Below are 14741 nucleotides of genomic sequence, written 5' to 3'. Positions count from 1 at the left end.
CGGTCCGTGGCACCGGTCCGTGGCACCGGTCCGTGGCACCGGTCCGTGGCACCGGTCCGTGGCACCGGTCCGTGGCACCGGTCCGTGGCACCGGTCCGTGGCACCGGTCCGTGGCACCGGTCCGTGGCACCGGTCCGTGGTCGTGTACAGAGCGCCGGTTGTCCACCCGCGCCGGCGTGAGCGGTGCGCGCGCCGGTGTTGAACCGGTGGACGTGGGCGGTGCAGCCCTGCCGGTAAGCGTTGCGGTGCTGGTTCTCCGAGCGCTACTGGTGCAGCTGTCAGGCGGTGGTGATGTCGAAGAGCTGCTCCAGCCCGGTGCGCTGGAGCAGGAAGGTGACCTGCGGGCCGGGGTGGGCCAGGGTGACGCGGGCCGGTGCGCTGGTCGTGACCAGGCGTGCCAGGAAGTTCAGGCCGGCGGAGTCCATGAAGGTCAGTGCGCCGAGCTCGATGGTGACCGGGTGGCCGGCGTAGGCGCACTGGTGCAGCAGGTCGTGCAGCAGCGGGGTGCTGGCCGCGTCGATCTCCCCGTGCAGGTGCACAGTGGTCAGCGCCCGCTCGTCGTCGATGTCGACGCGCCCACCGCCGATGGGGTCCTCGACGAGCACGGTGCTGGGCGCCAAGGGTGCGTGGAGCAACCCGCTGGAGTGCTCGGGTTGGTGCTGGTGCTGGTGCTGGTGCTGGTGCTGTGGCGGTGTGCTGCTCACCTATCCACTCAACACCACCGGCCGCGTGCACCGCGCGCTGATCGTCCACCGCCGAAGCGCCCGCCTTGGGTGGGGTCAGGGGTGCGGGGCGGGCAGCGCACCAGGCGGCACCACACGCTCTTGGCCGTCGCTGGTGCGCTGCCCGCCGCGCCGCGCCGCCCGACCCGCCGCCGGCCCCGTGCACCTCGGTCACCTCGTGCACCTGGTGCGGCAGGTGGGTGTGCGGGGGGCGGTGCACGCCCCACTCGCGGCTGAGCAGCTCCACCAGCTGCACCCCGCGCCCGCCGGGCACCCGGGGGTCCGGGTGGTGCACGATGGGCACCTCGCTGGAGCCGTCGCTGACCGAGAGCACCACCCCGGCGCCCTCGACGTACTCCAGCACCGCGCTGATCGGGGGCCCGCCGTGGCGCACGGCGTTGGTGACCAGCTCGCTCAGGAGCAGCTGCACCTGCGGCAGGTGGGCGCTGTCGTGGTGGGCGCACCAGTGCTGCTGGACGAAGCGGCGGGCTCGGCGGGCGGAGGCGAGTTCGACCGGCAGGGCCACCCGCGCTGCAGGAGTGGTGGTGCACACCCGCGCGGGTCTGCTGCATGATCAAGTGACACCGGACCTGGCTTGCTCGTGAAGCAGCCTGGAAGGATGCCGCTGTGACCAAGCCCTACCCCCGCGAGTACCGCGACGACGTCGTGCGCGTGGCCCGCAGCCGCGACGAGGGCGTGACGCTGGAACAGGTCGCCGCCGACTTCGGCATTCACGTGATGACCTTGTCCAAGTGGATGCGCCAGGCCGACATCGATGAAGGCGCCAGGCCCGGACTGAGCACGGCCGAGGCCGCCGAGCTGCGCGCGGCACGTGCCCGCATCAAGCTGCTGGATCAGGAGAACGAGGTCCTGCGCCGGGCGGCGGCCTACCTCTCCCAGGCGAACTTGCCGGGAAAAGGCTCTGCCCGCTCGTGAGCGAGCTGGCCGATGACGGGGTGCCCGTCGCGGTCGCGTGCCGGGTGCTGAAGATCGCTCGACAGGTCTACTACCGCTGGCTCACCGAGCCCGTCAGCGAGGCGGAGCTGGAGCAGGCGTACCGGGCCGACGCCCTCTTCGATGCGCACCGCGAGGACCCGGAGTTCGGCTACCGCTACCTGTACGAGGAAGCCGCTGAAGCCGGGCAGGTCATGGCGGCGCGGACGGCATGGCGGATCTGTCGGGACAACGGCTGGTGGAGCGCGTTCGCCAAGCGGCGCGCCAAGAACGGCAAAAGGCCCGGACCGCCGGTGCATGACGACCTCGTCCAACGGAACTTCACCGCCACCAGGCCCAACGAGCTGTGGCTCACCGACATCACCGAACACCGCACGAGCGAGGGCAAGCTCTACCTCTGCGCGGTCAAGGACGCTTATTCCCGCCGCATCGTCGGCTACTCCATCGACTCGCGGATGAAGTCCCGCCTGGCGGTCGCAGCCTTGGCCAACGCCGTCGCACGCCGCCGGGTCGAAGGTGCGGACGTGGCCGGTTGCGTCATCCACAGCGACCGCGGATCGCAATTCCGATCAAGGAGATACATCCACGCTCTCGCCCGGCAGGGGCTGGTCGGGTCGATGGGCCGCGTCGGCGCCGCCGGCGACAACGCGGCCATGGAGAGCTTCTTCGCCCTGCTGCAGAACAACGTCCTCGACCGCCGCTCCTGGGCCACCCGCGACGAGCTGCGCATCGCGATCGTGACCTGGATCGAGCGGACCTACCACCGGCGCCGCCGACAGGCCGGCTTGGGCCGGTTGACCCCCATCGAGTACGAGACCATCATGACCACGCCGGTCGCTCTGACCGCGTGACGTAGCTGTCACCGGATCATGCAGCAGACCCACCTGCACCTGCACCGGCGGTGCGCAGCGCAGGCGCCGCCCTGTGGTGCGGGTGGCTGGTGAGGGCATCGGGGCCGCGGGCAGCGGTCTTGATGCCGACTCGCTCGAACGGGTCAGGGCCGGCAGGAGGTCCGCGTGCGCGATCGCCCCGACGGCGACGCTCTGCCCGTCGGTGCGCACTGGTGGTGCGCTCGCGCGCACGACGCGCTCACGTCCATGACGTGGCAGGGGCCGCGACGTGGCGGGTGGCCGCGCGGCGGGCGACCTCGACCAGCCAGGCGCTCAGGGCCGCCGGCAGCGGGGTGCACCAGCGCGGCGGATCGCGCGAAGCGCTGCCGCTCACGCGCACCGTCCGCGCCTTCGGCGCCCTCGGCGCCCAGCGGCACCTCGCCGGTGGGCGCACCGGTGCCCACCGGAGCGCTGCACATCCCGAACAGGGCGCGCTCGTCCAGCTGCGCGCGCGGCGCGGCCGTGCCGGGTGTGCGCCACCAGCGCACCCGGCGCGCTGAGCGGTGCCGCAGCGCGGTCGGCGACGGCCGCACCCACCTCTAGGAACTTGACCCCGCGGGTGCAGCGAAGCGCTCAGGTGCTGTGCGGGCAGGCGCTGCGCGGCCGGGCGCAGCAGCAGCACGGCGTCGTGACCCCCTACGGAGGGTCACCGAGCGCGATGACAGTTCACCGCCCACGATGACCGGGTGACGGTTCAACCACTGCCGCGCGCCACCGCTGACGCCATCGCCGACTTCGTCGAACGCCGTGCCGCGCGCCCGCGCGCGGGGCTGAGCCCGGAGCCGGGTCTCACCGAGCGGGAGGTCGGTGCCCGCGTCGGCTGGGAGTCGTTCGTGCATCGCTACCGCCAAGCCGTGCGCGATGAGCACGAGCTGACCGCGGACAACCTCGCCCACGCCCTGCTGGACATCGCCGTGCTGCACCGGCACCACCGCGACTTCCAGCGCGGCTGGCTGCACTGGCAGGAGGTCCTCGTGGCTCTGGAGCAGGAGCAACGGTGAGTGCCGCGGCCGGCGGTGCGGCCGGCGGTCGGGCCGGCGCCCGGCCAGTGTGGTTGACCGGTCAACTTTGACCCCCTGAAGAGGGCCAGTAGGGTCGTCGGCGTGGAGAAGTCGCACGCCATCGAGCAGTGGTGGTCGCAGCTGAGCTGGAGCGAGCAGGTCCAGCTGCTGGCCTTGAGCGAGCACGACGAGATGCCCCCGGGGGTCGCCGGGGACCTGACCCGGCACGGGGTGCGCGTGCCGACCGCGGCGGTGGGCGCTGAGGTGCTGCACGCCCAGCCCGATGCGCTGGTGGACTTCCTGCACGGCATCCGCACCAGCAACTGAGCACGTCCACCTCCGCACCCGGTGTGGCCAGCTCAGGCCGTTCAAGCACCGGGTGTCAGGTGCCGGGCGGGGCCTGGGGCAGCTGGGCGCTCAGCCGATGGAGCACCGAGCCCTCCCGCTCCAGGCGGCTCTGATCGACCCTGAACTCGCTGACCGCGCGGGTCACCCGCGCCCGCAGCAGCAGCTCGATCAAGCGCTGGCGCACGCGCATCGCGCGCGCCAGGGCCAGGTGGGCGCGCAGGTGGGTGTCCGCGCCGCCGGCCGCCTCCGCTGCCGGTGCGCCCGCACCTGCACAGCTGCGGGGGCGCGGGGCCGGCGCCGCGCGGGCTGGCTGCCCCAGGGCGTGCTGGTCGCCGGTGGGGTGCTCAGTGCCCAGCTCCCCCGCGACCGCGCGCGGCTGGTGGGGCGGGTGCTCGTGGGGCGGGTGCAGCACCGGCTCGAGCGTGCCCAGGCGGCTGGCCCTGGAGCGCTGCAGCACCAGCTCGGCCCGCTGCACCCGCCCGGTACAGCGGGCCCGCACCGCGCTGGCCTGCTCGTGCGCCGAGCGCGCCGTGGCGCGCACGAGCCGGGCTTGCCGGCGGGCCGCGCGGGCTCTCACCTCCTCGTCCTTGGGCTTGTCGGCGCGCCCGTCAACGTTGCCGGTCACGGTGTGGTCTGTGTCCTTTCGGTTGCGCTTGTGCTGGACGTTACCGGCCAGCTCGACGCTGCGGCACTGTCGGACACCCGCTGCAGTGCCGGCTCACCGCGGGCTTGTGGGTCCTCCTCGCCGAGCAGCGCGCTGTGATCCAGCGGGGTGCCTTGCGCTGGACTGCCCTGCTCAGGGGTGTCAGGACGGGCGTCGTGCGTGCCGGTGGCCGTGCGCCTGGCGACGAGGTGCTCAGGGCCGCTGAGTTGGGCGCGGCCGCTCAGTTGGGCACCGTGCTGCTGACGCTGGCGTAGCCGCCCGAGCCGCCCGAGCCGCTGAGCGCGGGGCCGATCCCGGCACGGGTGCCCTCGGGCAGGGTCAAGGTGCGCGCTGCCTCGTGCCAGGTGGTGCCGTACGGCCAGAGGGAGGTGCTCACCGACGCTCGGGCAGCCGTGGCGCTGCGTGAGCTCGTCGTGCACCGTGCCGGCGGCACTGGTGGTTCTGGTGGTGCGCCAGGTCAGCAGGAGCCCGTGCACGGACTGCGACGCGGTGGGCCGGGCGGGTAAGCCTCTGGAATCACTGCCTGGGTCACTGCTCGAATCACTGTTCGGATCGCCGCCCGGTACGGGGAGCACCGGTGTCAGTGACTGTTTCAGGTATGTGGTGAGTGCTGCGCCGTCCTGGCCAGCCGGCGCAGCATCACCCGAACGCAGGGGATCTCGACCATGCTGACCGCCGTGGTGGCCAGCCGCTCGACATCACGCGCCAGCCGGCGGGCGCGGCTGATCCATGCGAAGAAGCGCTCCACCACCCACCGCCTGAGCAGCACGTGGACGCCCACACTGCCTAGCGCCCTGCTGATCACCGTGGCAGTGATGCCCAACTGCGCGGCATGGTCGGGGAAGCCTTGGCGGAAGCTTCCCCCAGAGGGAGTACCCCCAGGTCGCACCAGACCTGGCGCAGGTCGGGGAACTGCTCGCCCAGCTCGTTCAGCAGGGCGACGCCGCCGGCGGCCTCGCTGATCGCGTCACCGGTAATCTGCACCGCGATTCCCCCGCGAGCGGGAGGTACCCCCAGGTTGCCCTCAACATCGACCGCGGTCATCCGCTTGCGCCCGTTGACCTTCTTGCCCGCGTCGTCGGAGCGCCCGTGCCCGCCTTCGCTGCTGCGGGCGGACTGTGAGTCGATGACGAACGCGCTGGCCGCGACGGTGCGCCTTTTCCCAGGCGGTCCAGCACCCGCACCTCGTCCACCAGCTTCTCCCAGGTGCCGTCGCCCTGCAGGCGGCGCATCCACTGGTAGCACGTCTCCCAGGCCGGCAGGTCCTGCGGCATCGCTCTCCACTTCGCCCCGTTGTCGATGACGTAGAAGATGCCGTTGAGCACCTCGCGCAGGTCTTGGCGAGGCCGCCCCATCCGTCCCTGCTCGGGCAGCAGGGGCTCGATCAGCTCCCACTCCTCATCGCTCAGGTCAGAGGAGTACGCCTCGCGTTCGACGGCCACGGCGACAGCATGGTCCATCAACATCGACATCTGAAACAGTCACTCAGCTTGGCTTTTAACCTACGGACTTTCGCTGGGTGATCGCCATGGTGCGGCGGGTGCTCTTGCCGACGTGGTAGCGCGGTGCCGGACGACGGTTCCTGGCGCCAAGTGGTCGTCCAGGGCCAGGCAGGGTCGGTTTCGTTGCAGCCGCCGGCTGGGCGGCCCTCGCACGGATGCTGCGGAAGTCACGCCGGACACGGGCGGGGGTCAGTCGTGCCGGTCGGCACGTTCTCTCCCAGGGTCGGCGCCGGTCTTCGGCCAGAGGGCGGGCCGGGCGCAGCTGGGTATGGGCAGCGAGGATCAGCCAGGTCCAGCGGTCCGCGGCCTGCGGGGTGCGCGTCCTCGGCGAAGTCCAGCCCAGCGTCTGCTTCAGCATGCGGAAGGTGTGCTCAAGGTCGAAGCGGCGCAGGAACACCCGCCAGCACTGATCGATCTGCTCGGCACTCAGGCCGGATGTGGAGGACCAGAGCCAGACCGGTTTCAGTGCCTGATCCCGATCACCGGGCAGGTGCTCCACCTGTAGCCGGATCAGCGTGCTCTCGACGATCGGCAGGGTGTGCTCGTGCCCTGCCCAGCCGGGGCGATGCGTCAGCTTCGGGTGCAACCGGTCCCAGCTGAGCGCCTCAGCCAGCCCGCAGCGCGACGTGGTTGCCCTCGTGCGTTGTGCCGGCTGCGGCCAGGTGGTCGGTCGGCGCAAGGCGAACGCGGCGCCGTGCCGCCGGGGGCGGCCCATCGTCCCCGCTGTCCGCACTGGAGCCTGCCCGCGCAACACCCGGTCCGAGCGCAGCCGGCCCACCAGCTGAACCGGCAGATCGGCCAGTAGCACCGCCAGGCGCGCGACGTCGTAGCCGGCGTCGGTGACGATGAGGACATCCTCGTCACCGGGCCGGTGCTGCCCGGCAGCGATGAGACGATCGATCAGAGCCCGCAGCTGCGCGGCGGTGACCGCGGTGACGTCGTCGTCAGGACGCAGGCGCTGCATGTCCAGCAGTGCCGTCCACGACGTCCGGCCCGGCTCCAGGGCGGCGATGAAGGAGTACGGCCAGCCCGGGAAGAATTGATCAGCGCTTCGGCCGCGCCCGTAGACGTGACAGAACCCTCGTTCAGCGCTGGTGGGCGCATCCGGCCGCAACCAGGTGCTGACGTCCACAGCCAGCACCAGCCGGTCGCCGCTGCTGCGCGGCAGGGGTGGTGCCGCCAGTCGATCCCGCAGCGCTTCGACGTCCAGACCACCGGCGTTGACTGCGTCGTACAGGCCACCGTGACCGCGGCGGTGCTCGGCGGCCAGGCTCAGCTCCACCAGTGAACGGACCGGGCCGTCGGTACACAGCAGCGCATCGCCCAGCTCGAACAGGGCATCGGCTCGCCTGCTCAGGCAGTCGTAGAAGCCCAGCCGGAAGCGTGACAACGCCTTCGAGGAGTCAGCGAGAGACTCGACAGCAGCAGCATCCTTCGCCACACTCACCTCGCGGCCTTAAGCTTGAACACCAGCGCCTCGGCAACGCAGATGATCACCTCGAGGCCGCTTCGCTGTCCACCTCCGACTCCCAGACGAGAAGCCGGAGGTTAAAAGTCAAGCTGAGACTCGTGTCCGCGGTGAGCGGTCGGTATGCGCCGAAGGTACTGGCGTGTACGCGGTCGGTGCATCAGGTCCTGGGTCGGCTCGCCTGCGCGAACTTGGCGGCCTTGGCCGGGTCGCTCAGCGTACGGTTCAGCGCGGTGTCCTCTCGGGTGGCCTCGTCGCCGCCGATGACGTGGTCCTCATCGGCGAAGAGGGCGTCCAGTCCCTGCTGGGCCACCAGGGCCGGGTCGTTCTTCCAGTCGTTCGATCCGAACTTGGTCGCTCCCATGCCGGCGCTCTGGTGGAAGTCGGTTGCCGTCGCCCCCGGCAGCAACGCCGTGACGACGACGCCGTGCTCCTTCATCTCCTCGCGAAGTCCCTCGGCGAAGCTCAGCATGAAGCTGCGGGTAGGCCCGTAGATCGACTCGTACGGGGTCGGGGTCAGCGCCGAGCACGACGTGGTGATTAGGAGGTGCCCAGTCCGCCGGGCCGCCATATGTCGGACAACGTGCTTGGCGAGTCTCACCTGGCCTGTGACGTTCAGCGCGAGCATCGCCAGTTCGTTATCGAGGTCGGTGTCGAGGAAGGCTCCTCCGAGGCTGCGGCCGGCGTTCAGGCACGCGACGTCCAGCGGGCGGCCGGTGGCCTCGACGGCGGCCCACACCCGGTCGACGCCCTGCGCGGTGGCCAGGTCGGCCTGGACAGGAAGAACCTCGACGCCGTTGATGCGGTCCCCGAGGTCGGCGATGCGTTCGCTCGCGCCGACGCCCACGAGGTCGTACCCGCGGTCGGCGAGCTGACGGGCGAGCTGGAAGCCGATGCCGGCCGAAGCGCCGGTGACAAGGGCCAGAGGCATGTGACTGCTCCTTCAGGTGGGAGTGCGGGGCTTGGTGGGGCCCGGGGTGGGTAGGTGTGAAGGGCTGCCCGGTCGACTACCGCTGTGCAGGGACGTGCTGTCGGGCGAGCGGTGAGCGGCGGGCTGACTCGCACCGACGTGAGCGTGCCGCCAGCTCCACGGCGGCCGTCTCGTCGTGGTCACGCCGTCGGGGGACTGCTGGTCGTGCGTCGCACGACCAGTGACGCCGGGACCTGGTGGACTCGTGGGGCGCGAGCCTGGCCGTCGATGCGCTCGGCCAGGAACCGGGCCGCCTGCACGCCGATGGCCAAGGTGCCGTTCTCGACACTTGTCAGTGACAGGTGCCGGATCATCGCCAGGTAGGTGTTGTCGTACCCCACGATGGACACCTCCTCGGGAACGCTCAGGGCGAGGTCGTGCGCCGCGGACAGGGCACCGATGGCGGCGAGGTCGTTGTAGGCGACGATCGCGGTCGGCCGGCGAGCTGCGGCCAGGACACGGCGCGCGGCGGCGTAGCCGCTCTCCTCGCTCATCCCTCCAGGAACCACGCTGGGCTCCAACCCGGCCGCGGACATCGCCTCCCGGTATCCCTGGACGCGCAGTTCCCCCACCCGTCCAGGGCCTTGCAGGTGCGTGATAGCGGTGTGACCGAGGTCGATGCAGTGCCTCGTCGCGGCGACCGCCCCCTCGACGTCGTCGTTGACGACGATATCGACGGCGACGTCGAGGGCGCCCGGGCCGAGGTCGGCGGGTTCGTACGTCCCGGCCAGCACGATCGGCACCACGGTCGCAGCCCGGCGCAACTCCCCCTCGTCCTCGGTGGTCCCCACCACCACGATGCCGTCGACCTGTTGCCGCAGGAGCTGATCGACCGGTGACGCGCCGACCCGGCGGGAGGTCGCGGAGTCCACCAGCACCGGCGCCAGGCCGACTGTGTCCAAGGTGGCCGTCACGCCGGCCAGCAGATCCACGAACCACGGGTTGCGCAGGTCGTTCAAGAGCACCCCGACCGTGCCGGAGCGCCGCGCCCCCAGCACCTGAGCCACCCGGTTGGGCTGGTAGCCCAGCTCTTCGATGGCACGGGTGACCGCACTTCGTCGAGCCGGGCTGACACCAGGATCGCCACGCAGGACCAGGGACACCAGGGACTTCGACACCCCGGCCTTGGCGGCTACGTCGCGGATCGTGGGCGTTCGTTCCATCGACACAGCGACCACTCTAGCCTAGGATGGACCGGTCCAGCTTTGTCCATGTGGTCCGGTCAGACCTCGACCAGCACCTCGACGCGGCAGCGATGCAGCACCGATGCAGCACCGATGCAGCACCGACGAATTGACGTACCGACGTACAGGAGCACCGTGGCACCCAAGATCTCGATGAACGTGACGACCACGTTCTTCGGCAACGTCGTCCAGGACATCCGCCTGGCCAGGGAGGCCGGGTACACCGGCATCGAGCTGCAGAGCCCCAAGCTCTACCGCTACCTCGACGCCGGTTACGACGTCCGCACCCTGCCCGAACTGCTCGACGGCCTGCAGGTCACCGGCCTGGGAGCGGTGCTCGACATCGAGCGTCAGGGCCCAGCGCGCGAGGAGTACCTGGCCGAGGTCGACCGCATGTGCAAGGTGGCCGTCGCGGTCGACGCGCCCATCGTGCAGTTGTGCACCGGCCCGGTGGACTGGAACGTGGTCAAGGACTTCACCGCTGGACGTCTGGCCAGCGACGACGGCCGCTACCGAGCGACCCTCGGCTTGGACGAGGCAGACGCCATCCGCCTCACCGCCGCCAACGTGCGCGCCGCTGCCGACATCGCCGGCTGGTACGGCCTGGACCTCTACCTCGAGCCCCTGGCCTGGGCCCGGCTGAACCGCTGCCGCCACGCCCTGGCCCTCATCGAGGAAGCCGGCCGCAACAACGTCGGCATCGCCTTGGACACGTGGCACTTCTGGACCACCGGCGACACCCTGGAGGAGGTCCGCGCCCTACCGAAGGAGCTCATCAAGGCCGTCCACCTGTCCGACGGCCTGGACCTCGACCGCGCCCACGACGTCCCTGACCAGTCCCACCACCGCAACGTCGTCATCGGTGGTGGGGCGATCCCGCTGCAGCAGTGGGTGGACGCCATCAAATCGACCGGCTACGACGGCTGGTGGGTCACCGAGATGTTCTCCGACCGAGCCAACGAACACGACCCCGCCGTGGTCGCCCGCACCATGCGCGACCTGACCGCCATCCTCGTCAGCTGAAGGACTCACCGTGCAACGCTTCGCCCTCATCGGCGCCGGCTTCATCGGCGCAGTCCACGCGGCCTCCCTGGCAGCCCACCCGGACGTGGACTTCGTCGGCGTCCACGACGTCGATGCCACCCGCGCAGGGGCGCTGGCCGCCCGGTACGGGACACGCGTCCTGGACGACTCGGAGGTCTTCGACGCCTCGCGCCTCGACGCCGTCTTCGTCGCCTCCTCCACCGACACCCACGCCCAGCACCTGCGGTCCGCAGCCGACGCCGGGCTCGCCGTCCTGTGCGAGAAACCCATCGCCGCCGACCTCGCCGAGGCCGTCGCCGTGGCCGACCACGTCCGGGCGTCCGGTGTGCCGGCGATGGTCGACTTCAACCGGCGCTACGACCGCGACCACGCCGAACTGCGTCGCGTCGTCACCTCCGGCGGCATCGGTGACGTCGAGCTGATCCAGCTCACTTCCCGCGGGCCGAGCCTGCCGCCGCTGGACTACCTGCGATCCTCCGGCGGTCAGCTGCGGGACCAGACAGTGCACTTCTTCGACCTGGCCCGATGGATCAGCGGTCAAGATCCCGTCGCGGTCTCGGTCATGGGGTCGGCGCTGGTGGATCCGGCCATCGCCGAGTTCGGCGACGTCGACACCTCGGTGGCCACGTTGACTCTGCCCAGCGGCGCGCTCGTGCAGATCGACAGCGTCCGCCGCACCGGATACGGCTACGACGAACGCATCGAGGTCATGGGTTCGACCGGTCTGGTGGAGTCACGACGCCAACGCCACGGGAACGTGGCCCGCTACGGCAGCGCCGGCATCCTCGACGACGGGTTGCACGAGGGCTGGTTCGAACGAGTGCACCCCACCTACGCAGCGACCCTGTCCGCCTTCGTCGCCGCGCTGGAGATCGGAGTCGAACCGCCTGTCACCGTGGACGACGGTGTCCGCGCTCAGGCCATCGCGGAGGCGGCGAGCTGCGCGCTCACGTCACGTCGGCAGGAGGTCATCACCTACCCCTGATCGCCACCACGCGCAGCAGTACGTGTGGCGGGGGTTACTGGGCTGCTTCGTAGCGGTACGCGTCGTCGGGTGCCAGCTGCAGCAGGCTGTCCAGGACCTGGGGGGTCTCGATGCCCCACATCTTGGAGAGGACCCAGGTGCGCCCGGTGTGGTGCAGCGGAGCTTCGAAGAACCAGCGGCGCACCCCGCGGCGGGCGCCGGGGTGGGTGCTGAGGAAGGCGTCGATCAGTTCCTGATCGGCCAGCTCACCCTCGACGGAGAGGAACTTGGCGTTGCCGGGCAGCGCTCGCGCCAGGTCGGTGGGGGCCACCCCGGCGCGGTGCAGGGCAGTGAGCAGCTCCAGGACGGCGCGGCGCTTGCGCAGCGGGGCGCTGGGCCCGGCGGGGGTGTGGATGACGTACTGCGTGTAGTCCCGCCCGCTCTGGGCGCTGGCCGCGCGCGCGGCGCTCTCGCGCTGGCGCAGGCGCACGGTGAGCTCTTCGGCCTCGGGCAGCGGGATGACCTGCTGCACGTCGAGCAGGAGCTTGCCGGCCACGGCGTAGGGGACGATGCGCACGCAGGAGATGTCCAGGCCGTAGACGTCGTTGAGCCAGAGCACGGTGGTGGTGATCTGCGCATCGAAGCCGGCGGCGGCCAGGACGATGCGCACCTGCCGGTGCAAGACGGCGTCTTCACCGCCGACCTCCTCCAGCCAGTCGGCCAGCTGCTCGCGGGCGCCCTCGGCGCTGTCGGGGTCGGTGCTGCTCAGGTGGCGGGTGTAGGTGGCCACGAGCTGCTCGAAGGTCATCGCCGAGATCATGGCGGCGTAGCGCAGGGCCTGCAGCTCCATGTGCCCGCCGTCCTCGGTGCGCTTGAGCTCGATGACGACCAGGCGGGCGGTGCGGTCCACCGCGAGCAGGTCGATGCGCCGGCGCACGTCGAAGTCGCCGAACTCCTCGGCGACCACCAGCAGGTCCTCGCCCAGGACGGTGATGTTCTCGCGCAGCGCCCGCTGCAGGTCGTCGCGCTCGCGGATCCCTTCGGCGGCGAAGGTGGAGGCGGGGATGTCCACGAGGTCCCTCTGGGCGGTCATCTCGTACAGGGCCACGCAGGCCAGCATGCCTGGCCGTGGCGAGGGCGTCTCGGCGGGCCGCGTCCACCACGGCTCAGTATCGAGGTGGAGCGCCGAGCTGGTGTGGTGCTCGGGTGCCGCCGGCTACGTCAACGGCCGGGGGAGGCGCCGGGGAAGGAGCCACGGAGGCGCAAGGTGCAGCGGTGGGGCAGTCAAGCTGCCCGTCGATGGCCTGGCCGGAGCCTGGGTCGTGCCACGGCATCGCCGGTGGGAATGGGCTCTGGCGCTCCTCAGGTGCCGGGGCGGCGCAGCAGGGCGTTGGGCACCACGGTGAAGGCGGGGTGCGTCTCGGTGGCCGGGACGCTGAGGGGGGTGTCGCCGGAGGCGACGGCGGTGCTGGCCCAGTGGGTGCCGGCGTTGGTGAGCCACTCCAGGTGCACGGTGGCCCCGTCGCTCAGGTACGCCTCGAGCAGGACGGGCAGGCCGGCGTGGCGGTACTGGGCGCGCTTGTCGTTCATCTCGGCCAGGGTGTTGCCCGGTGACCAGACCTCCACGGCGGCGTCGGGGGTGCCGCGGTAGACCTCCTCGGTGATCAGCGATTGGGTCTGCCGCATGAATCAGTGTCAGGGCGCGCCTTAGCGCTCGTGCATCAGCGCGGCATCGTGACTGGTTGGCGTTGGTGAGCTATCCGGGGTGCCGGGTTGCAGTTCATTGTCGTGCGCGCCGGTGAATGGCTCAGTCCAGCAGTCCCAGGCGCTGCTAGAGCTCGCTCAGGGCCCGGTGCACCTGCCCGCGAGGTGAGCCGGCGGCCTGCACCAGCTCCGCGACGGTGCATCCACCAGCCAGGGCTCGCAGCGACGCCCGCTCGTTCGCGGTGATCTGCGCGGTGGCTTGCAGGACGACTTGCGGGAGGAGCTGCGCCGTACTCCGCTCGAGCCTGAAAGCACACCCGGTCCCGTGGGTGCAGCAGTGCTCAGCGCGGCTGGTCGCCGATCTTGCCGGTCTCGATGCCGCGCCAGCTGGCGATGCGCGGTGCCAGGGAGTCGAAGTCGGCATCGGTGAGGGTGTGCCCGGCCAACTGGACGTGGGCGCTGGCCGGGGCGATGGCGTTGACCTGCACCGACTGGCAGGTGAACTCCCCGCCCAGGCACGTGGTGGAGTGCTGCGCGGAGCGTTGCGCGCGGGCGGTGGCGCTGAAGGTGACGTCCACGTCGGTCAGCCGGGTGCGGGTGAGGTAGGTGTAGCCGAGCGCGTTGCCCTGACGGTCGTAGGCCTGCCCGGAGATGGACTCGCTGAAGGGGACCTGGCGCAGGTGGGCGCCGGCGGAGGACAGGTCGGGCCGGATGCCGCCGTGCGCGGTGGGGACCTCGGCCTGCAGGCTGATGTAGTGCCAGCCGCAGATGCGCCCGCCGTCGTCGGCGGGCACGCAGGTGTCGGGGAAGTTGCCGTAGGCGTACAGGGTGCCGCTGCCGGAGGCGGTGGTGGAGCCTTCAAGGTGGATGGAGCCGTAGTGCAGGCCCATCCCGCCCAGGGCGGCGGTGGCCAGGGTGCCGCTGACGCCGGCGTGGTAGGTCGCTGCCGCCTGCGCTGCGGGGGTGCTCACCGCGCTCGCGGTGGAGGCGGTGATCAACGCTGCGCAGGCCAGGGCGGCTGCGCGGGGAGCGCGGTGGCTCACGGGGTGCTCCTGCTGGTGCTGCTGCTCGGTGGGTGGGTGAGCAGGGGGAGGGGGACGGTGGCCCGGCAGCGCGGCGGGGCTCCTGCTGTGCCCGGTACGCGCGGTACTGGGGTGACGCTAGCCCAGGGCGCCGGTGCGGCGGGGGCGAACGGGACGACTGGCTCACGCGCGCTGGCAACAAAGCAGCGGTGCGCGCGGCACACCACCGTCGTGGGGAACCACAGCGCTGTGCCCGGCATCAGGCCTGCTGCACGGTCCGGTGACGTCGACCTGTCACCGGACC

17 protein-coding genes and 1 pseudogene are annotated in these 14741 nt (G+C 71.2%); 5 read left to right on the top strand and 13 right to left on the bottom strand.

The genetic code is table 11. The annotated features are described in order from the left end of the window. Positions 1-278: 278 nt before the first annotated feature. Both ACRYR7_RS19015 and ACRYR7_RS19010 read right to left on the bottom strand, forming a co-directional pair. A complete protein-coding gene (locus ACRYR7_RS19015; protein WP_432573681.1) occupies positions 279-620 on the bottom strand; it encodes an STAS domain-containing protein in 342 nt (113 codons plus the stop codon). A 328-nt stretch (positions 621-948) separates the two neighbouring features. Next, positions 949-1248, bottom strand: a pseudogene (locus tag ACRYR7_RS19010) (ATP-binding protein); the annotation flags it as partial. A 101-nt stretch (positions 1249-1349) separates the two neighbouring features. On the opposite strand from ACRYR7_RS19010, the gene ACRYR7_RS19005 reads away from it, so the two are divergent. From ACRYR7_RS19005 to ACRYR7_RS18995, 3 genes are all read left to right on the top strand, one after another. After that, positions 1350-2527, top strand: a protein-coding gene (locus tag ACRYR7_RS19005; protein ID WP_432573680.1) for an IS3 family transposase whose coding sequence is annotated in 2 segments (ribosomal slippage) — positions 1350-1634 and positions 1637-2527 — 1176 coding nt in all. Because the reading frame shifts where the segments join, the coding sequence is not laid out codon by codon here. A gap of 725 nt (positions 2528-3252) precedes the next feature. Further along, entirely contained in the window at positions 3253-3567 is a 315-nt protein-coding gene (locus tag ACRYR7_RS19000) for a hypothetical protein (protein WP_432573679.1), read from the top strand. A 102-nt stretch (positions 3568-3669) separates the two neighbouring features. Then, positions 3670-3894 (top strand): hypothetical protein, encoded by a 225-nt coding sequence (locus ACRYR7_RS18995; RefSeq protein WP_432573678.1) that lies wholly within the window; start codon positions 3670-3672, stop codon positions 3892-3894. Between the two features lie 55 nt (positions 3895-3949). On the opposite strand, the gene ACRYR7_RS18990 is transcribed toward ACRYR7_RS18995, so the two are convergent. The 8 genes from ACRYR7_RS18990 to ACRYR7_RS18955 all read right to left on the bottom strand — a co-directional run bounded on the left by ACRYR7_RS18990 (position 3950) and on the right by ACRYR7_RS18955 (position 9682). Next, positions 3950-4540 carry a hypothetical protein gene (locus ACRYR7_RS18990; protein WP_432573677.1) on the bottom strand — a complete coding sequence of 197 codons (591 nt, stop codon included), beginning with the start codon at positions 4538-4540 and terminating at the stop codon, positions 3950-3952. A gap of 259 nt (positions 4541-4799) precedes the next feature. Next, positions 4800-4955, bottom strand: a complete 156-nt coding sequence (locus tag ACRYR7_RS18985) for a hypothetical protein (RefSeq protein ID WP_432573676.1) — start codon at positions 4953-4955, stop codon at positions 4800-4802. Between the two features lie 216 nt (positions 4956-5171). Further along, on the bottom strand, positions 5172-5348 hold the full coding sequence (locus ACRYR7_RS18980; protein ID WP_432573683.1) for a transposase: 177 nt from the start codon (positions 5346-5348) through the stop codon (positions 5172-5174). A gap of 32 nt (positions 5349-5380) precedes the next feature. Beyond that, positions 5381-5563, bottom strand: a complete 183-nt coding sequence (locus ACRYR7_RS18975) for a hypothetical protein (protein WP_432573675.1) — start codon at positions 5561-5563, stop codon at positions 5381-5383. A 56-nt stretch (positions 5564-5619) separates the two neighbouring features. Beyond that, complete coding sequence (locus tag ACRYR7_RS18970) at positions 5620-6021, bottom strand: transposase (protein WP_432573674.1); 402 nt, start codon at positions 6019-6021, stop codon at positions 5620-5622. A 55-nt stretch (positions 6022-6076) separates the two neighbouring features. Next, positions 6077-7528, bottom strand: a complete 1452-nt coding sequence (locus ACRYR7_RS18965) for an NF041680 family putative transposase (protein WP_432573673.1) — start codon at positions 7526-7528, stop codon at positions 6077-6079. A 181-nt stretch (positions 7529-7709) separates the two neighbouring features. Further along, positions 7710-8480 carry an SDR family NAD(P)-dependent oxidoreductase gene (locus ACRYR7_RS18960; protein ID WP_432573672.1) on the bottom strand — a complete coding sequence of 257 codons (771 nt, stop codon included), beginning with the start codon at positions 8478-8480 and terminating at the stop codon, positions 7710-7712. Between the two features lie 179 nt (positions 8481-8659). Then, a complete protein-coding gene (locus ACRYR7_RS18955; RefSeq protein WP_432573682.1) occupies positions 8660-9682 on the bottom strand; it encodes a LacI family DNA-binding transcriptional regulator in 1023 nt (340 codons plus the stop codon). Between the two features lie 156 nt (positions 9683-9838). Between ACRYR7_RS18955 and ACRYR7_RS18950 the strand changes: the two genes are divergently transcribed. Beyond that, positions 9839-10726 (top strand): sugar phosphate isomerase/epimerase family protein, encoded by an 888-nt coding sequence (locus tag ACRYR7_RS18950; RefSeq protein WP_432573671.1) that lies wholly within the window; start codon positions 9839-9841, stop codon positions 10724-10726. Between the two features lie 10 nt (positions 10727-10736). Next, positions 10737-11732, top strand: coding sequence for a Gfo/Idh/MocA family oxidoreductase (locus ACRYR7_RS18945; protein WP_432573670.1), 996 nt, complete (start codon positions 10737-10739; stop codon positions 11730-11732). Positions 11733-11766: 34 nt separating this feature from the next. Here ACRYR7_RS18945 and ACRYR7_RS18940 read toward each other — a convergent pair whose 3' ends face one another. The 3 genes from ACRYR7_RS18940 to ACRYR7_RS18930 form a co-directional block, all read right to left on the bottom strand. Further along, positions 11767-12819: a hypothetical protein gene (locus ACRYR7_RS18940; protein ID WP_432573669.1), complete on the bottom strand. Its 1053-nt coding sequence runs from the start codon at positions 12817-12819 to the stop codon at positions 11767-11769. 254 nt (positions 12820-13073) lie between these two features. Continuing rightward, positions 13074-13397 (bottom strand): hypothetical protein, encoded by a 324-nt coding sequence (locus tag ACRYR7_RS18935; protein WP_432573668.1) that lies wholly within the window; start codon positions 13395-13397, stop codon positions 13074-13076. A 359-nt stretch (positions 13398-13756) separates the two neighbouring features. Then, the gene (locus ACRYR7_RS18930) at positions 13757-14386 is read right to left on the bottom strand and encodes a hypothetical protein (RefSeq protein ID WP_432573667.1); all 630 of its coding nucleotides are present in this window, start codon (positions 14384-14386) and stop codon (positions 13757-13759) included. Positions 14387-14741 lie beyond the last annotated feature (355 nt).

The sequence above is a fragment of the Kineococcus gurbantunggutensis genome (genome assembly GCF_050871925.1).
GTDB lineage: Bacteria > Actinomycetota > Actinomycetes > Actinomycetales > Kineococcaceae > Kineococcus.
The sequence above is the reverse complement of the archived record's forward strand: the minus strand, read 5'-3'. Positions and strand labels throughout refer to the sequence as shown.